Origin of the sequence: Spirosoma sp. KUDC1026 (genome assembly GCF_013375035.1) — a bacterium.
GTDB lineage: Bacteria > Bacteroidota > Bacteroidia > Cytophagales > Spirosomataceae > Spirosoma.
This window is the reverse complement of the sequence record NZ_CP056032.1, coordinates 4,705,581-4,724,797: the sequence shown is the minus strand read 5'-3', so window position 1 is coordinate 4,724,797 and position 19,217 is coordinate 4,705,581. Positions and strand designations below refer to the sequence as shown.

At 57.0% G+C, this 19,217-nt stretch carries 9 protein-coding genes; 4 read left to right on the top strand and 5 right to left on the bottom strand.

The window, feature by feature from the left end; all coding sequences use genetic code 11:
- Positions 1-41: 41 nt before the first annotated feature.
- Positions 42-7,559 (top strand): putative Ig domain-containing protein, encoded by a 7,518-nt coding sequence (locus tag HU175_RS19765; RefSeq protein WP_176568214.1) that lies wholly within the window; start codon positions 42-44, stop codon positions 7,557-7,559.
- Between the two features lie 2 nt (positions 7,560-7,561).
- Positions 7,562-8,158 carry a T9SS type A sorting domain-containing protein gene (locus HU175_RS19760; protein WP_176568213.1) on the top strand — a complete coding sequence of 199 codons (597 nt, stop codon included), beginning with the start codon at positions 7,562-7,564 and terminating at the stop codon, positions 8,156-8,158.
- 84 nt (positions 8,159-8,242) lie between these two features.
- Here HU175_RS19760 and HU175_RS19755 read toward each other — a convergent pair whose 3' ends face one another.
- Complete coding sequence (locus tag HU175_RS19755; RefSeq protein ID WP_176568212.1) at positions 8,243-8,608, bottom strand: winged helix-turn-helix transcriptional regulator; 366 nt, start codon at positions 8,606-8,608, stop codon at positions 8,243-8,245.
- Positions 8,609-8,689: 81 nt separating this feature from the next.
- Between HU175_RS19755 and HU175_RS19750 the strand changes: the two genes are divergently transcribed.
- Complete coding sequence (locus tag HU175_RS19750; protein WP_176568211.1) at positions 8,690-9,487, top strand: SDR family oxidoreductase; 798 nt, start codon at positions 8,690-8,692, stop codon at positions 9,485-9,487.
- A 53-nt stretch (positions 9,488-9,540) separates the two neighbouring features.
- On the opposite strand, the gene HU175_RS24885 is transcribed toward HU175_RS19750, so the two are convergent.
- Both HU175_RS24885 and HU175_RS19735 read right to left on the bottom strand, forming a co-directional pair.
- The gene (locus HU175_RS24885; protein WP_228724220.1) at positions 9,541-11,853 is read right to left on the bottom strand and encodes an ATP-binding protein; all 2,313 of its coding nucleotides are present in this window, start codon (positions 11,851-11,853) and stop codon (positions 9,541-9,543) included.
- Positions 11,854-12,044: 191 nt separating this feature from the next.
- Entirely contained in the window at positions 12,045-13,889 is a 1,845-nt protein-coding gene (locus HU175_RS19735) for a glycoside hydrolase family 2 protein (RefSeq protein WP_176569291.1), read from the bottom strand.
- A gap of 411 nt (positions 13,890-14,300) precedes the next feature.
- Here HU175_RS19735 and HU175_RS19730 point away from each other — a divergent pair, with 411 nt between their 5' ends.
- Complete coding sequence (locus HU175_RS19730) at positions 14,301-16,265, top strand: sialate O-acetylesterase (protein ID WP_176568210.1); 1,965 nt, start codon at positions 14,301-14,303, stop codon at positions 16,263-16,265.
- A 387-nt stretch (positions 16,266-16,652) separates the two neighbouring features.
- On the opposite strand, the gene HU175_RS19725 is transcribed toward HU175_RS19730, so the two are convergent.
- Positions 16,653-17,699, bottom strand: coding sequence for a CobW family GTP-binding protein (locus HU175_RS19725; RefSeq protein WP_176568209.1), 1,047 nt, complete (start codon positions 17,697-17,699; stop codon positions 16,653-16,655).
- A 120-nt stretch (positions 17,700-17,819) separates the two neighbouring features.
- Positions 17,820-19,211: an alkaline phosphatase gene (locus HU175_RS19720; RefSeq protein ID WP_176568208.1), complete on the bottom strand. Its 1,392-nt coding sequence runs from the start codon at positions 19,209-19,211 to the stop codon at positions 17,820-17,822.
- Positions 19,212-19,217: the final 6 nt, after the last annotated feature.

Here is a 19,217-nt window from a genome sequence, read left to right as displayed (position 1 = left end):
TGCTCACTGTTGACATCTTTATTTACCGATTCCTTTTTTCTATGAATTCGACGTTTTACCGCTTTCTTTTCGGGCTGTTTTTGCTGATGGGCTCGCTCGCCCAGGCCCAGACTATCCGCTACGTCAAACAGGGGGCTACGGGCAGCGGCAGCAGCTGGGCTGATGCCTCGGGCGATTTGCAGAGTCAGATCAACTTCAGCGGTGCCCAGCAGGTGTGGGTAGCCGCGGGGATTTACAAACCCACTACTGGTACCGACCGTACCAGTAGCTTCCAGATGAAAAACGGGGTGACTATCTATGGAGGCTTTGTGGGCAGCGAAACTCAGCTCAGCCAACGTCCCGCCATTAATCCTACCACTGGGCAGCCTTCCAGCAGCACGCTTTCGGGTAACATCGGCTCGGTGGGTACAAACACCGACAATAGCATCCACGTAGTCAATAGCCAGGGCACCAACAATACAGCGGTGCTGGATGGCTTTGTTATCCGGGATGGATATGCTGACGGACAATCAGACAACGGGGCAGGGGCGGGTATGTATAACGTACTAACCAGCCCAACGGTACGTAATTGTACCTTTCTCAACAATACGGCTCTATATATTGGCGGGGCAATGTATAATTATCAAAGCAACATTAGCTTAACCAACTGTAGCTTCTTGAATAACACAACTTCAGGCGATGGAGGGGCAATAAATAGTCTAGGAGGTAGTCCGACGCTGACCAACTGTAGCTTCCTGAATAACACCGCTAGTAATTATGGTGGGGGTATATACAATGCTGATGATAATCCGATTCTGACTAACTGTAGCTTTCAAAACAATTCGGGTTATAACGCCGGCGGGGGAATGTTTATTAGTTACAGCAACCTGAAGCTAATTAATAGTAGCTTTCAGGCTAACACCAGTGCAGGCCCTGGTGCTGGCATATGTAGTGATAACGGTACTGCAAGTCTGGTTAACTGTATTTTCCAGGCTAACAGCACTTCCAATGGCAACTCTTTTGGCGGGGGATTTTATAGTGAAGGAGGTAGTGCGAGTATGACCAACTGTAGCTTCCAAGCCAACTCGGTTACACAGAGTGGAGGGGCAGTGGCAATTTCCCGTAACGGTAGTGCGAGTCTGACTAATTGCGTTCTATTTGGTAATGGAGGAGGTGAGACCTTTTATACTTATCAAAGTACAATCTCGGCTACCTATTGTCTAATTGAGGCTTCGGTAACCGGCTATACAGATGGGGGCAACAACCTCACCACTGCCACTAGCCCCTTCGCTTCCACCAGCTCGGCTCAGCTGGGCCCCTGCTCACCCGCCATCAACGCAGGCAGCAACCAGGCCTACGCTACCGCCAACGGCCCGGCTACCGATCTGGCGGGCAACCCCCGGGTGTTTGGCGATACCATTGATATGGGTGCCTACGAGTACCAGGGCGAGCCCATCCGCATTACCCTCAGCAACCCCACTACCACCGTGGCTACCCAGGGCGTGGCCTTCAGCCAAACCTTTACGGTGACGGGGGGCAGCAGTCCCTACAGCTTCAGTGTGGTGGAGGGCAGTCTGCCGGGCGGGCTAAGTCTGGACGGGGGCACGGGGGCCTTGAGCGGCACGCCAACGCAGGCGGGGAGCTACTCGGTCATCGTGCGGGCCACCGACGCCAACGGCTGCGCGGCAACGGGGGCGGTCTATAGTCTGTTGGTGACTGATGCCACGCCTGCCATCGCGGGCCTGTCGGCCAGTCCAGCCGCGGTTTGTATAGGTAGTCCGGTAACGTTTACGGCCACGTTGGGCAACGTAACGGGCAGCTATGCCTATACGCTCACCAACGGTAGTGGTACCTCCGTCGAGGGGACCTCGACCGGTTCCACTTTCAGTCAGGACCTGACGGTGGCTGGGTCGGGGACGCAGAGCTTTACCCTGACGATAAACAGCAGTGGGCAAACCACGACGGCTATCACCAGCCTGACAATCACCAGCAGCCCCGACTACCAGCCCCTGGTCGATCTGTACAACGCCACCAACGGGGCCAACTGGACCCGTAAAAGCGGCTGGCTCAACGGCTGCGACCCCTGCACGGGCAATGGGGGAGAACCCTGGCAGGGAGTTAGCTGTACGAACGGCCGGGTGAGCCAACTTGATCTTTATGGAAATAACCTGATAGGCAGCCTGCCCGCTAGTCTGAGTGCCTTGACTCAACTTACCTTTGTACAAATTGATGCAAATCAACTGAATGGGAATGTTCCCTCCGGTTTAGGCAATCTAACGCAGCTCACCCACCTGGGTTTAAGCTATAACCAGTTGAGTGGCACTATTCCGTCTAGTCTAGCTAATTTGACACAACTTACTTATCTGGATTTGACCGCTAACCAGTTAAGTAGTAATATCCCTACCAGTCTGAGTGCCCTAACCCAGTTAACAAGCCTCAGCTTTTATGGTAATCAACTGAACGGTCCTATTCCATCTGGATTGGGTAATCTGACCAACCTGACGAATCTGATCTTGGGAAACAATCAACTATCAGGGCCCATTCCTGATAGCTTCGGTGGGCTCACCAAACTGGTTAATCTGGATTTAGGTGGAAACTCACTAAACGGCAGTATTCCAGCCAGTCTGAGTGCACTCTCTCAGTTGACGACCCTAAACCTAGGAGTCAACCCGCTAAGCGGTAGTATTCCATCCAGTCTGAGTGCACTCTCTCAGTTGACTTCGCTATACCTGGATGATAGTCAGCTAAGCGGGCCGATTGATGTTCTAGGCACGCTTACCAGCCTCCGGACTGCGAATTTAAGTGTGAACGGATTTTCGGGCCCGGTACCCGCTAGTCTGGCTAATCTGCCGCAGCTACAGACCCTGAATCTGTACAATAACCGGCTGAGTGGCTGCTTCCCGGCCAGCCTGACGGCCCTGTGCGGAAAAGACATCCTCTTCGGTAACAATCCTGGCTTGCCGGGCGGAGGAGACTTTGCCACCTTCTGCCTGACGCCCACCGCTTCGGCTTCTACCACTACACCCGTTGTCAGCGTGGGGCAAACGGTGAGTCTGAGTGCCACGGGTGGGGCCTACTACAGCTGGAGTGGCCCGGCCAGTTTCACGGCCAATGTAGCCAACCCCAGCTTTGTGGCTAGCAGCCCGGCCCAGAGCGGCACCTACTCGGTCACTGTCAGTAACGGCAGTTGTGAGAACAATCCGGTGTCTAGCGTAGATGTAACCGTAAATGCGTTGTCGCCCACGATTGCCAGCTTATCGGCCAGCCCTAATCCGGTTTGTGCGGGCAGTCCGGTGACGTTCACGGCAACGGTGGGCAATGTGACGGGCAGCTATGCCTACACGCTCACCAACGGCAGTGGTACGTCTATCGAGGAAACCTCGACCGGTTCCGCTTTCAGTCAGGACCTGACGGCGGCTGGCTCGGGGGCGCAGAGCTTCACCCTGACGGTCAACAGCAGCGGGCAAACCACAACGGCTACTACCAGCCTGACGGTGACCACTCCGCCCAATGCTGCCATTACCTATGCTGGCTCGCCTTTCCTCACCAGTAGCTCACCCGTCAGCGTGAGTCAGACCGGCACGCCGGGGGGCAGCTACAGCAGCCGTCCAGCTGGCCTGAGTCTGAATCCCACCACGGGCCAGATTACCCCGGCCAGCAGCAGTCCTGGCACCTACACGGTCACCTATACGGTAGAAGGTAGTGGCGGCTGTGCGGCCCTGAGCACCCCGGCCAGCGTAGAGATTCAGGCTTCTACGCCCATCCGCTACGTTAAACAGGGAGGTACGGGCAGCGGCAGCAGCTGGTCTGATGCCTCGGGCGACCTGCAACGCCAGATCAATCTGGCCGGTACCCAGCAGGTGTGGGTAGCTGCGGGGATCTACAAGCCTACGACCGGCACTGACCGTAATGTGAGTTTCTCGCTGAAGAATGGGGTGGCGGTCTATGGGGGCTTTGCAGGCACGGAAACCGCCCTGAGCCAGCGGGTGGCGGTGAACCCGGTGACGGGCAGTCCCTCCAGCAGCACACTCAGCGGGGAAATCGGCGTAATAGGCAATAGGGATGACAACAGTTACCATGTGATCATCAACCGTAGTCTCAACAGCACGGCGGTGTTAGACGGTTTTCTTATCAGTGAGGGCAATGCCAATGGTATAACTGGGATTGCTAATACCGGCGGGGGGATGTATAACAACAACAGCAGCCCAACGTTAACTAACTGCTCGTTTCAGACCAACTCCGGCGAGGTAGGGGGGATGTTTAATATATCCAACAGCAGTCCAACGCTGACCAACTGCTCGTTTCAAGCCAACTCCGGCGGAGGAATGTATAATATCAACAGCAGCAGTCCAAAACTGATTAACTGCTCGTTTCAAGCCAACTCCGGCGAAGGAATGTATAATTTCAATAGCAGCAGTCCGAGCTTAACCAACTGCTCGTTTCAGGGCAATCGGACTTCTTCTTCCGGCGGGGGGATGGTTAATATCGGTAGTAGCCCGAGCTTAACCAACTGCTCGTTTGTGGGCAATTTCGCTTCTTCCCAAGGCGGGGGAATGGCTAATTTTATTAACAGTAATCCGAGCTTAACTAACTGTGTGCTGTTCGGCAACGGGGGGGACAACACGATTTATAATGACGGTTCTGCAAGCCCACTGCTACGTTATAGCCTGATTGAGGCTTCGGAAACGGACTATACTGATGGGGGTAACAACCTCACCACCACCATCAACCCTTTCGCTTCCACCAGCTCGGCTCAGCTGGGCCCCTGCTCACCCGCCATCAACGCAGGTGACAACCAGGCTTACACTACCGCCAACGGCCCGGCTACCGATCTGGCGGGCAACACCAGGGTGTTTGGCGGCACCATCGACATGGGCGCTTACGAGTACCAGGGCGAACCCACCCGCATTACCCTCAGCAATCCCACTACCACCGTGGCTGCGCAGGGCGTGGCCTTCAGCCAGTCCTTCACGGTCGTGGGGGGCAGTGCTCCCTATAGCTTCAGTGTGGTGGGGGGCAGTCTGCCCGGCGGGCTAAGCCTGGACGGGGGCACGGGGACCTTGAGCGGTACGCCAACGCAGGCGGGGAGCTACTCGATCACCGTGCGGGCCACCGACGCCAACGGCTGCGCGGCAACGGGGGCGGTCTACAGCCTGGTGGTGACTGACGCCACGCCTGCCATTGCGGGCCTGTCGGCCAGTCCTAATCCGGTTTGTGCGGGCAGTCCGGTGACGTTTACGGCTACGGTGGGCAACCTGACGGGCAGCTATGCCTACACGCTCACCAACGGCAGTGGTACCTCCGTCGAGGGGACCTCGACCGGTTCCACTTTCAGTCAGGACCTGACGGCGACTGGCTCGGGTGTACAGAATTTCACCCTAATCGTGACTGCGAACGGTCAGTCAATCCGTTCGGCTACCAGCCTGACCATTACTAGCCTGCCCGTAGCGGGTCTGGTCAGCAACGGGCCATTGAGCTGCACCCTGACCAGCGTGACGCTGACGGCGACGGGAGGAGAGGCCTACACGTTCGTCAACAGTAGCGGAACCCTACTGACCGGTAGTGGCAACACCCGACTGGTGAGTACACCGGGTACGTATGCGGTTACGGTGGCGAATGCCAGTGGTTGTACGAGTACGACGTCGGTTACCGTTACGGGCGATACGGCTCCGCCTTCGGTAAGCCTGACGAACAATGGTACGATCAGCTGCGCCAATACCAGCGTGGTGCTGACGGCTACCCCCGGCTTAGGCTCCTATACGTTCAGTGCCGGGGCTGACCAGCAGGGCGGCAGCCTGGGGAATACAGCGACGGTATCCGCTGGTGGAACCTATTCCGTCGTCGTTACGACGGCCGATGGCTGTTCGGCTACCGCGTCTACAACCGTTGACCGTACTACCAATCTGCCGACCCCCAGTCTGCTGACCGCTCAGGGACAGCCGGCCGTAACGGTGACCGTGAATTCGGGACCGGTTACCCTGCTGGCGAGTGGCTGCGCAGGGACCATCAACTGGACCGGACCCAATAACACGGCCGGAACAGGCACGACCATCAATGTGCCTACCAGCCAGCCGGGTACGTTTGTTTACCGGGCTACCTGCCAGGTAGGGACCTGCGTCAGCGAACCCGCTACGGCTACCGTCACGGTTACGGCCGCCGTCGTCGATGGGCGACTGACGGTGCTGCACCGGGACGTGGACAACTACGCCGACAACAACGCCGTGCAGCCCATGCTGCAACTGGTCAACGAGGGCAGCGCCCCGCTGCCCCTGTCGGCCATCACCCTGCGTTATTACCTGACCGTGGAGGGGACGGCTCCCCTGAGCAACCTGTCGATCTTCTTTGCCCAGGTGGGTGATCGTAACGTTAGCCTGCGCTACGTGCCGCTGAACCCGGCCCGGTCTGGGGCCAGTGGGTACGTGGAGTACAGCTTCAGCCCCGACGCGGGGAGTCTGGCCGCGGGGGCCAACTCGGGTAACATTCAGAGCTACTTCGCCAAGGTCGACTACTCGCCCCTCAACGAGCTGGACGACTACTCCTACGCCACGGTGCGCGACCAGTTGGTGGCCAATCCCCGCATCACGGCTTACTACAACGGGGCCCTGGTCTGGGGAACCGAGCCGAGTGGTGAGGTCGGCTGTCCCACCATCAGTTTGTCGGCCAGTAACAACGGTATGCTGAGTTGCGGCCAGCCGAGCTTGATTCTGACGGCGAGTGGCGGACAAAGCTATGTGTTCAGCAGCGGCACGACTCCGGTGAGTGCCAACCAGGTTTCGGTGAGCAGCGCCGGGCTCTACTCGGTGACGGCGACCTCGGCCAATGGCTGTGTGGATGTAGCCAGCGTGCGCGTCACGGCGTCGACGACCCTGCCCACCCCTGACTTCGCCACCCGGGGCAATGGGGCCATCGCCGACGGGCTAAGCAGCGTCACCGTGGTGCAGAACAGCGCCCCGGTTCGCTTCAGCGCCACTAACTGCAGCGGCACGCTGAGCTGGAGCGGCAACGAGCTCAGCGGCACCGGCGTTTTGGAAGCGGCCACGGCCAGCCCGGGGGTGTTGGTCTACCAGGCCACCTGTCGCGTAGGCAGCTGCGTGAGCAGTCCGGCCAGCGTGACCCTGACGGTCGTCGGTGCGCCGACCAATCAACCACCGTTGGCGGTGGCCAACGCCAACCAGGTGGCCACAGTTGGCGTACCGTTCTCCTATACGGTCAATGCCTTCACCGACGAGGAGCCGGCCCGCCTGGACTACTCCGCAACGCTTTCGCCGGTGAACGGATTGACGTTCAATCCGGCCACGCGGGTGATTTCGGGTACGCCATCGGTGAGTGGGTTGGTGGGCGTGACCATCACGGCCCGGGATGCGGGCAATTTGAGCGCCAGTACGAGCTTCAGCATCACCGTCTCGCCCGCTCCGGCGACGACGACCGCCCTGCGGGTGCTGCATCGGGACGTGGACAACTACGCCGACAACAACGCCGTGCAGCCCCTGCTGCAGTTGGTCAACGAAGGCAGCGCCCCGCTACCGCTGTCGAGCATCACCCTGCGTTACTACCTGACCGTGGAAGGGGCCACCCCCTGAGTGTGCTCTCGATTAACTACGCCCAGGTGGGTGATCGCAACGTGCGGCTGCGCTACGTGCCGCTGAACCCGGCCCGGTCTGGGGCCAGTGGGTACGTGGAGTACAGCTTCAGTCCCGACGCGGGGAGTCTGGCCGCGGGGGCCAACTCGGGTAACATTCAGAGCTACTTTGCCAAGGCGGACTACTCGGCTCAGAACGAGCTGGACGACTACTCCTACGCCACGGTGCGCGATCAGCTGGTGGCCAATCCCCGCATCACCGCCTACGACAACGGCGTACTGATCTGGGGGCAGGAGCCCGCATCGGGTGCCCGGGTGGCCCTGCCCGAGACCGGCAGCGAGTTGTCGGTACGGGTGCTTGGTAATCCGGTGACGGGCGATCGGGTGGTCTTCGAGGTGAGTGGTACGGGTGGAGTACCGGTGCAACTGCGGCTGTTGAGTCAGCAGGGGCATGTGGTCAGCCAGCAACCGCTGGCGGGTAGTGATCGTACCTCGGAGCGCTGTGAGCTCTCGCTGGCGGGTCAGGCCGCTGGGGTGTATATGCTGGAGGTGAGCACTGCTACGCAGCGCCGAACGGCTAAAGTGATCAAAGCCGACTAGCACGCCTGTCTTTTCCCGATTGCTGAAAAAAGCAGTCTCCCGATGCCGGGGGACTGCTTTTTTTGTCTGTTTAGCTCAAGCCGCTTAAGCATTGTCGGCCTTGATCTTCGCTCTGTGCTTCAACCCGAAATTAATCAAAGCCTCCAGTACGGGTTGAATTTCGATCGCGTGAGCAGTCAGGGCGTAGGAAACCGTAACGGGTTTGGTCGTATTGACCGTGCGGGTAATGAGTAAATTCTCCTCCAGTTCCTGCAATTCTTTGGAAAGCACTTTGGGCGTTATGCCGATGGCGGTTTCCTGCAGGTCTTTGAATCGCAATGGTCCCAGATTATGTAAATTCAGCAGAATACAGAACTTCCATTTCCCGCTCAGCAGCTCAATAGCATCCTTTAACGCCAGCGTTCGTTGTCTGGCCTGTGCTGTGTCGCACTTGATAGTTTCCAAAATCATAGTCACTTTCCAAAAGGTAATCCATAGCAAATGTATAGTATGTGTCCGGTACGTTTGCTCCGGGATTTAAAATTCAGGAAAATGACAAAGACAATTTTTATTACCGGTGCCTCGGCGGGGATCGGTAAGGCAACGGCTAAATTATTTGCGGCAAAGGGCTGGAAGGTTATTGCGACGATGCGTAAACCCGAAGACGAAACCGAACTGAATCAACTGTCGACTATCACCCTGCTGCCGTTAGACGTAACGAATGTCGACCAGATCAACGACACTGTACAGCAGGCGCTGGCGCTTGGCGATATTGATGTGGTGTTTAACAATGCAGGCTATAGCGTGCTGGGAGCCCTGGAAGCTACTACCGATGAACAGATCGTGCGGCAGATGGAAACCAATTTCCTGGGTACGGTGCGAGTGACAAAAGCGTTTATTCCTACGTTCAGAGAGAAACGTTCGGGCCTGTTCATTAACACAACGTCCTCGGCGGGGCTAATGGCGTTTCCGGTTAGTTCGATGTACGACGCCAGTAAATGGGCGTTGGAAGGCTGGGCGGAAAGCTTATCGTTTGAACTGGAGCAGTTTGGTATTGGGATCAAAAACATCGAGCCGGGCCTGGTGGCAACCGATATGACCGAACGGTCGGTATTTCCGTCGCACCCGGCCTACGATACGTTGGCCGGAAAGTTTTTTGCCGTCATCGGCGGTCCTGACGTTAAGATGTCTACTTCTGAAGAAATTGCTGACGTCGTGTACGAAGCGGCTACCGATGGGAAAGATACCCTTCGTTACGTTTGTGGCGAAGATGCAAAAGCTCTGTATGCGCAGCGGCTGGCGGCAGGTGACGAAGCCTTTCGGAAAGGCATCAAGCAAATGATGTTGTAACAAGACAAACCAACGGCGCCCGAAGTCCTGTCACTACTTCGGGCGCCGTTGGTTTATTCAGGATCGCTTATGCAGGTCAGCAACCGGAATCGATGCATTAATTGGAAGGGAATCGGGTCAGGGTAAAAAAGACGTACTGGAACCGCGATCAGGCTGGAAGGTACACATCGAACGTTGACCCCTGGCCGGGCTGGCTGCTGGCCGCTGGCCGCGATGGCACCGCCGTGGTTTTCTACGACTCGCTGACAAATAGCCAGGCCCACGCCGGTTCCGGGGTATTCTTTCCTGCCGTGCAGGCGCTGGAATACCTGAAAAATCTGGTCCCGAAACTTGTTGTCAAACCCTACTCCCTGATCGGTAACGCTGATCTGATGATAGAACGGGGCCTCAACCCCTGGCTGTACATCAGACGGTAAGTCGTTCCGTGACCGGTGGTGATACTGGATGTGGACCTGCGGGAGTTGGCCGGGCGCGACAAACTTGATGGCATTCGTCAGCAGGTTCTGAAAAAGCTGGCTTAGCTGGGAATTGTCTCCTTTAACTACGGGCAACGGATCCACGCTGACCCGGGCACCCGACTGGCTGATCTCCCAGTCGAGCGTTGTCAGCACCCCGGCCATAATGGCGGCCAGCGAAACCGGGCCGAAGACCTGCTGGCGGGTTTCGATGCGCGAGTAAGCCAACAGATCTTTAATCAGCGTCGACATGCGCGCGCTGGCGTCGGTAATGCGTTGGAGGTAACTGGTCGTCGACTCATCAAGGTGGTCACCAAGCTGCTGAGCCAGCAGTGAACCGAAGGATTGAATCTTGCGGAGTGGTTCCTGCAAGTCGTGCGACGCGACGTAGGCAAACTGCTGCAGGTTGGCGTTCGAGCGTTTCAGATCGGTGTTGGCCTGACTTAAATCCTGGGTGCGGTCTTTGACCCGTTCTTCCAGCTCGGCGGAGAGCCGCCGGTAGCGTTCTTCGCTCAGACGCAGGGCCGCTTCCGCCTGGCGGAACTCGGTTACGTCCGAGATAATGGCCACGGCAGCCACCACCTGGCCATCTACCCGCACCGGCGCGGCTGCGCAACGCATGACGCGGTCCTGCCCGTTTTGCCGGTTCCGCACGAGAACATCCTGGATAACCCGCTCACCGCCCAGCGCCCGGGCAAACGCCTGCCGCTCGAGGGGAATGGCTTCTCCCGTCAGCCAGTCGCGGGTCTGAATTTCCTCGGCCAGCGTCGCAATGTTCCGATTCAGTTCCTGCGCAGAGGTGTACCCCAGCTGGTCCAGGGCCGGCTGGTTGATCAGGGTGATTCCTTCCAGTCCGCCGATGTAAATTCCGTCCGCCAGACTTTCCAGTACGGCCCGCAAAAGTTCTTCGCTCTGGCGCAGTGCCTGTCCCGCTTTGGCCTGTTCCACGGCGGCCCAGATCCGTTCGGCGATCTCCTCGATCAGGCTAACCTCCTTGGGGAGCCAGTTCCGGGGGGGAGCGTCCTGAACGATAAACAGGGCCACCAGGTTTCCTTCCTTCACCAGTGGTATCGCAACCATCGACAGGGAGCCGTCTGCCAGTAAAGTTGTGCGCTGGGCCGCGGTTATTCGGGTGTCGTGGTCAGCGTCGGTCAGTACGAATGAATTTCCTCCCCGTAACAGCGTCATTGTCGCTTCGTCAAAGGTGCGCAGGGAGAAATGGTATCCGGCGAACTGTCCGGGCCGACTGTAGTCGCCCAGTACGGTGTCGACCTCGGCGCCGGGTTCTCCGGCGACGCGGATATACTGCGCCCAGCCTGCGTTGAGGTGCTCTGCCAGCAACTGGCAGGCCCGGGTAGCCACCAGCGCGGGATCGGCCATTGGCCGGATGGTATCGGAAAAGGCCAGAAGGAACTGCTGCCGCTGCTCGGCCCGTTTGAGTTCGGTGATGTCGTCGAACAGGACTGCAAACTGATGGTCCCCCGCTTCGCCGATGCGATATACATACGCTGAGTACCAGCGCTTGGTAAACGCATTATAGTTTTCCAGGGTTGTGGGCTCCCCCGTTTTGACAACCTGGTCATACACTTCGAGCCAGTAAGGTTCAACATTGGGGGCCACTATACTGCCTAACTGACCCGCTGCGTGCTGGAGACCCGTCTGGCGTTCGAAAACAGGATTAACTTCCAGAAAACGCCAGTCAGTAACCTGGCCCAGGCTGTCATAAAGTAACTCACTGATATGAAAGCCCTGACCAATCCCATTGAGCAGCATCTGGTATTTGGCTTCTAGTTGCTGGTAGAGGTTCTCCAGTTGCTCAACCGGGGGGGCAGCACTCCCGGACGGGGGTGTTGTTTCAGCGTTTGAAGCGGATGCCTGTGGTTGGTCGTTGGCAGTTGAATGGTCTACCATTGAGGTGAGTAATCGTGATGAATACCTAAGTACGAATTGGAAGAAAAGTTTAAGAATGGAAAAATAGGCAAGTGAAACGGAGTAGCAAAGACTTGTTTGTCAAATTTTATGCAGCCGGTTCTGAACTATCCGTCGGTTAACTGGCGCCCGAAACAAGATTGCTCCGGGCGCCAGTTAATGGGCAAAAGCCTTTATTTGAACAGAGGAGCGTGAATTTTCTTTAGCGCTTCGACCGGAATTTTGATTACCTCGCGGTCGTAGGTCAGCAGGCCGTTGACTTCGCCCTCTACGTCGGTAGTCTGGGTGTAGACGGCGGCCGACAGCCCCCGTTTCTGGTAGTAGTCCACGATTTTGGCGTACTTCTTCTGGTATGCCTGCTGGACCACATCAGCCGATTGATACGTCTGGTAGCCCCAGTTACGCATATTGGGATTCCAGAGGTGGCCCTGAATCGGCCAGCCGATGCCCCCAAATTCACCGATGACCACCACGCGATCTGACTTCGGCGCCGGGTAACGAGGTTCCTCTTCGTAGGTATGGATGTCGTAGAAATCGCCCGCGCCCTGGTCGTGCCAGCCGCTGACCGCGTTCACCACCCGGCTCGGATCAAGGCCTTTTACCCAGGCGGCCAGGCGTGGGTTATCGTACTGCCCCCAGCCTTCGTTGTGTACCACCCAGGTAACAATGCTGGGGTGATTATGCAGGCGGTTCATCATCCGGCGCAGTTCCAGCTCAAACTGCTCCACGCCTTTCGACCGGCGCAGCGGATCAACGGCGTCGTCCGGGTGTTCGTTCTGACCTTCCAGAAAACCCGAGGGCATATCCTGCCAGACCAGAATACCCATTTTGTCGCAGAGGTAGTAATAGCGATCCGGTTCTACTTTGATGTGTTTGCGGAGCATGTTGAAGCCCGACTTTTTGAGAAAATTAATCTCAAACGCCATCGCTTCGTCGGAGGGCGGGGTGAGCAGGCTGCCCGGCCACCAACCCTGATCGAGTGGGCCGTTCTGGAAAACGAACTTGTTGTTCAGCAGCAGAACCGGTTGGGTACCCGTGTTCGGTGTTTTGCCAATGGCAATCTTACGCATGGCAAAGTAGCCCGTAACGGCGTCGATCGGTTTCCCCGACACGGTTGCTGATGCGTACAACGCCCGGACGGAATCAATGCGAACGGGATTGGCCCAACGTCGTCGTTTATTTTGGGGCGTGTTGCCGTACGGATCGTTGATGGGGACGAGCTCAACGTTTAGATCGTACAGGAACGGACTGTCGGGCGACCAGAGTTTAGGGTTTTTTATCGTCAGGTAGCCGGTTGTGCCGGGACGGAGTTGTGCCGTTGCTACTACCTGCTTACCGTCCAGCGCCGTCAGCCGGATCGCCGTTTTGTACTGCATCTGCACGGCCTCAACCGGTTTCCGGAGCAGGACTTCCACGCGTAATCGGCTCGAATCAACTTCCGGCGTTACGCGGATTTCGTCGATGTAATTTTCTTTTGGAACGGGCTCCAGCCAGACCGTCTGCCAGATCCCCGAAACGGGGGTGTACCAGATGCTGTTCGGTTTGGTGAGTTGCTTACCCCGCGGCTGCTCGTCATTGGACGTAGGGTCCGTTACGCCCAGTACCAGCTGGTTCTGCCCGTCTTTCAGGTACTCGGTAATGTCGAATGAAAAAGCGTCTGAGCCACCCGTGTGCGAACCTACCAGGCCCCCGTTGACCCACAGGCTACACTCGTAATCGACAGCACCAAAATGCATCAACACCCGCTGACCAGACCAGTCGCGCGGAATCGTTACGTTCCGGCGATACCAGAGCCGCTGCTCGTCGGTGAGGGGTTTGGTCACTTTGGATAGCGTCGATTCCAGCGCAAAAGGAACCAGAATCTGGCCACTAAAGCTGGTAGGGGCGGGAGCAGCTTTGGGCGTAATGGCGTACTCCCATAGGCCGTTCAGGTTCTGCCACTGCGGCCGGACCATCTGCGGTCGGGGGTATTCACGCCAGGCATTCTCGGCGGTAACCTGCTTCTCCCAGCGGCTCATAATGGGGGCGGCCTGAACAACGGGCGTAGTTGACTGGGTCGCATTAGACTGGGTGGTATTAGTTTGGGCCAGCGCGGTTGTCATCAGGGTGAGTCCCAGGCCAGTGAGCCCTAGCCCAGCAAGCGCCAGTTGCTTTAGCAACTGCTTTTGGGAAACGTTTGTCGTTACGTTGTGCATTCGGTTGGTGAATAAGGGTTTTAGAGAAAATGGTCCTGCGAGTGATGAATAACTCTGTTGAAGTGGATTAATCAGTGCAGAAAGTCGCGACCTGCGCCTGGTTTACCCTAAAATCGGAGAAAGTAACCCGACCGGGCTGCGCTCTTCGTTTGGTTTATTGACCAACCGCGAATGGGTAGGTAGAGCGGTACGCTGATCTTTCGTACATTGGCTTATTCTCTTGCATTTTCTCCGATGAACTACCGATTTCTCTGCTGTCTGCTCCTGGTCAGCACGTATCTCCTGGCGAAACCTACGCCCGCCCGTTTGTTTTCCGATCATGTAGTCTTGCAACGCCAGAAACCCATTCCGGTCTGGGGCTGGGCTAGTCCGAAGGAGGAGGTGACCGTAACGCTGGCCGGACAAAACCGAAAAGTCAAAACGAGTAGCGACGGCAAATGGCTGGTGACGTTTGCCCCGCTGGAAGCGGGTGGACCTCATGACCTGACAATCCGCGCCAAATCCGGCGAAGTGGCCATTCATGACGTATTGATCGGTGAGGTGTGGCTGTGCTCCGGGCAATCGAACATGGAGTTCCGGGTGGATCAGGCAGACAACTACACTGCGGAAAAACGCAACGCTAACTTTCCGCAGATTCGACACTTTTACGTAGCGCATGAACTGGCACTGACTCCCGAACAGGACCTGAAAAAGGGGGAGTGGACAGTATGCTCGTCCGAAACAGTGGGCGGTTTTACGGCTGTTGGCTTCTTCTTCGCCCGCGAACTGACCCAAAAACTGAATGTACCCGTCGGGCTGCTGCATTCGTCCTGGGGCGGTTCGCAGTTGGAAGGCTGGCTCAGCAAAGAAGGGATGTTGAAAAATGATGAACTACGTACCTACGCGCAGCACCTGCCTACAACCTGGGCTGAAGTCGATAGCCTGATGGATCAGAAGCTGAAAAAGCAGTTGCTGGGCTCGGTTCATCAACTGACGCGCGACGACGAGAAAAAATACCTGGCTGCGGATTACGACTTTGCCAATTGGCGAAAGGCTGATCCGCTGGGGCAGTGGGCCTGGAAAGACATGCGCGGCTTCAAAGGCGAAGGCTACATGGCTCGGGTGATTGACATTCCCGCCGATATGGCTGGTAAGCCAACGACGCTTGGGCTGGCGCAGAACGATAGCCCCAATCAGGTTTACATCAACGGAAAACTCGTGAACGAAGGCGTTCTGGAAGGGATACGTACCATTGAACTACCCGCCAATACCTGGCAGCCCGGCGAGAACCGGCTGGTTGTTAAGTTCGGTAGCGTGGTCAAACCGGCCTGGTTCGGGATGGGCGTGCAGGGATCACCATCGGAACTGTACGTAGCCAGCGGTCCTGATCGAATCAGTCTGGCGGGGGAGTGGCGGCTGATGCCTGCCTTTGCCGAACCCCACAGCTATACTAAATTCATGAATAACGTTGGTACGACGATTTACAACAGCATGATCGCTCCGCTGATCCCGTTCGCTATTCGCGGTACGCTCTGGTACCAGGGCGAATCCAACGCGGGGCGGGCGTATCAGTACCGGCAAAGTTTTCCGTTGCTGATCACCGACTGGCGTACCAAATGGGGGCAGAACGGCAAGCCCGACGATTTCTCGTTTTATTTTGTTCAACTGGCCAGTTACGGCGCCGATCAATCCAGCAACAAAGGCAGCGGCTGGGCCGAACTCCGCGAAGCGCAGACCCAGACGCTGAAACTACCTAAAACGGGCATGGCCGTCACCACCGACGTGGGCAACCCCAAAGACATTCACCCGACTAACAAACAGGACGTAGGCCACCGGCTGGCGCTCCAGGCGCTGAAGCAGGATTTCGGACAAAACATTGCGTACAGTTCACCCATGTTCGAATCCGTTACGTTCGAGGACGGCAAGGCGATCGTTACGTTCAGCCAAGTGGATAAGGGGTTGGTCGCCAAGGATAAATACGGGTACCTGAAAGGCTTCGAAGTGGCGGGAGCCGACAAGCTATTTCACTACGCCAAAGCGGAGATTGACGGCAACAAAGTGATCGTGTATCACCCCAACGGGCAGAAGCCGGTGGCGGTACGTTACGCCTGGGCTGATTCTCCCATCGAAGCGAATCTGGTCAACTCCGCTGGCCTGCCCGCTAACCCCTTCCGAACGGACGACTGGCCCGGCCTGACGTTGAAAGCGAAGTTTGAGTAGGGGACGAGGGCGATTGATACGTATTCGATTGCCGCTCCGACCAGTTGGTTATTGACTATGGGTTAAAACCGCCGAACAGCTAGTCGGTTATTAGAGTAGTCGCTACTGTCAACAAGCGCTACTCAGCGATTATGACTACTCAATCAGCACCCGCTCAACAAGCTACGTGGGTTCAGCAACGTCATTCCCGATGACTGGAAAACGCTCAAAGAATAGCATCTGATTGACGCCGACGCACCTACCAAATCCATGTAGTAGAAAACGTCAATCAGTTTTTTGTCCTCCCGACGGCAGGAGGGATCTTCGGTAGGAGCAAGAAAATTAGACGCTACCGAAGATCCCTCCTGGCGTCGGGAGGACAAAAATTTTCTAGGCCAGCTATCCACTTCATAGCTTCGGCGTTGACCGGAGTTGCGAGGAACTTACTACGTTCCAGGTTGAGGGTTTTGACAGACACTGCCGCAGCATTTTTTCGAAGCCCTGTGGTTTAAGTAGTTTGCCGATGAACACGACCCGGCTGATACGCTCCTCACCGTCGGGCCAGTCGGCGCCCTTCGTTATGACCAGGTTCTTGCCGACCGATTGCAGAATGATTTTCTGAGACTGATCGCGGGCCGAGACAATTCCCTTTACGCGGTAAATTCCCTGCGACTGAAACAGAAGAAAGGCCGTAAGCCGATGCTGAAGATCGGCCAGTTCGAACGGCTCCGTAAACCGGAAGCTCAGTGAAACAATGTCACTATGGACGTGGTGGTGATGCTGAACCGACGTATTCGCTGCGGCTGGGCTCAGTGGCCGGAACAGCGGCACGACAGGTTCAGCCGGTTCAGTATCTCGTTCCAGCGCAAATAACTCGTCGATGGGGTAATTGTCTTTGTCGCCGTAGAGAATGTGGGCAAACGGATTCAGCCCACGTAACAACTCAGTTAGCTGCTGCACGTAAGCGGGCGAAACCGTGTCGGTTTTATTGAGCAGGATGACATCGCTGAACCCAATCTGCCGGATGGCTTCCTCCGTGTCGCGCAACTGGTCTTCAATGAGTTGCGCATCGACTAGGCACACCACCCGTTTCAGACTGAACGTTTTTTGCACGCTGGGGACCGTCAGGAAGGGTTGTGCCACGCCCGACGGATCGGCGATGCCGGTTGTCTCGATCAGGAGTTCGTCGAAGCTGTCCCGCCGGTCGTATAGTTCTTCGAGTACCTCATACAAACCGTCGTTGAGGGAGCAGCAAATGCAGCCGTTGGCCATTTCAACTACGTCCGTATTGGCCTGAACAACCAGCTCACCGTCGATGCCTTCTTCGCCAAACTCGTTTTCGATAATAGCAAACTTCGTGTTTGGACGCGCTGCCAGTACGGCGTTCAGAAAGGTGGTCTTGCCCGCTCCCAGGAAGCCGGTCAGGATGGTGACGGGTTTGCGTGTGCTGCTCATACAATAGTTGGACTACTAGTGCAGCAACAAGAACGCTGGCCCTCCTGGTTCGCGCGTTTCGTTCAGCGAAGTCAGTAGGGCCAGCGTCAGGATCTTGCAACGGGCAAGTCAGCGGTAAGTTTACTTCAAACTGACCTCAGCGGCTGTCAGCAGCAGATTATGCAGATCCGAGTTTTTGACCAGTGGCGTCAGCAGCTCGCTGCCCGGTCCCAGCATGGCCAGTTCTACGAAATCAGCCGTGTGGTCCATGCCAGCCCAGCCGACTGAGGTATGCGGCTGCTGGAGTTGTGCCAGCGACCGGTAGGGCAGGTGACTCGGATTGTAGAGGCCCTGCTCATTCGGCAGACCCGACTGATTAAGAAGTCCTTTGGCCTCATCGGCGGTCAGCACAATTCCCTGCGCAGCCTGCACCTGTTCGATCAACTGAGTCGGCGTGGTGCCGGACGTAATGCTCGTCAGGATCCGGTTGTTGGTGTGGCGGAAGGTGTGCAGCCGGTCGAAGTTCTGGTTGGCGTGACTGCCGTACAGCAGCGCCGGATCGCTGTTGCCGTGATCGGTCGTGAGGACCACCAGTGTGTCCTTGTTTTTATCGGCAAAGTCGATGGCGACTTTCACGGCGTCGTCAAATGCCAGCTGGTCGTATAACAAAGCGCCAGCGTCGTTGGCGTGGGCGCCCCAGTCTACCTTACCACCTTCTACCTGCAGTACAAAGCCATTGGTATTGCCCTGCATCTGGCTGATCGCCGTTGCGGTCATTTCGGCCAGGCTTGGAATCCGGCTTTTTAGCGTTTCGTCGTTCTCCCGGTCGAGGGCGTAGGGGAGACCGTCTTCGTGGAAAACGCCCAGCATCGGACTGCCCGGACGTACCGCCAGCATATCGGCTCGGTTCGTTACGACCTGGTAACCGCCGGTTTTGAACTGACCGAATACGTCTTTCTTATCGGTACGTTTCTCGGCACTGAAGAATTCTGTGCCACCCCCCATCATCACGTCGAAACGAAGAGTCAGGTACTGCAGGGCAATATCACCCTGACTGCCCCGGCTTTTGCTGTTAACGCAGAAGCCGGCGGGCGTGGCGTGGGTAATGGGAACGGTAGTCACGCAGCCCACGGACTTACCGGCTGCTTTGAATTTCTGGAGAATTGGGCGGTGTTCTTCGCCGTTCGCACTCACGTTCAGCGCGCCGTTGGGTACGCGAACGCCACCACCCCAGGCCGAGGAAGCCGCGGCCGAGTCGGTGATGAGCGAGGAGGCCGAGGCCGTATCCATCAGCGCCCGCCGAACCCGGTTGTCGCGGTACAGGCCGAGCCAGTTGCTCGACCGGCCTTCTTTCCGCTGCCGGAGCAGATCGGCCATGTTCAGCGTACCGGTGCTCATGCCATCGCTCACCATGAAAATGATGTTTTTGGCCTTCGCGCCTTTGCGGTGATTCTGTTCGTGACCGAACGACTGGGTGGTGGAGAGGAAGGCGGTAGCCAGCGTGCTGTTCCGGAAAAAATCTCTGCGTTTCATAAAAAC

Bases quoted from the DNA above. Each gene is read 5' to 3' on its own strand.
- HU175_RS19765 (WP_176568214.1), top strand. From the start codon at position 42: ATGAATTCGACGTTTTACCGCTTTCTTTTCGGGCTGTTTTTGCTGATG.
- HU175_RS19755 (WP_176568212.1), bottom strand. From the start codon at position 8,608: ATGATTTTGGAAACTATCAAGTGCGACACAGCACAGGCCAGACAACGA.
- HU175_RS19750 (WP_176568211.1), top strand. From the start codon at position 8,690: ATGACAAAGACAATTTTTATTACCGGTGCCTCGGCGGGGATCGGTAAG.
- HU175_RS24885 (WP_228724220.1), bottom strand. From the start codon at position 11,853: ATGGTAGACCATTCAACTGCCAACGACCAACCACAGGCATCCGCTTCA.
- HU175_RS19735 (WP_176569291.1), bottom strand. From the start codon at position 13,889: ATGAGCCGCTGGGAGAAGCAGGTTACCGCCGAGAATGCCTGGCGTGAA.
- HU175_RS19730 (WP_176568210.1), top strand. From the start codon at position 14,301: ATGAACTACCGATTTCTCTGCTGTCTGCTCCTGGTCAGCACGTATCTC.
- HU175_RS19725 (WP_176568209.1), bottom strand. From the start codon at position 17,699: ATGAGCAGCACACGCAAACCCGTCACCATCCTGACCGGCTTCCTGGGA.
- HU175_RS19720 (WP_176568208.1), bottom strand. From the start codon at position 19,211: ATGAAACGCAGAGATTTTTTCCGGAACAGCACGCTGGCTACCGCCTTC.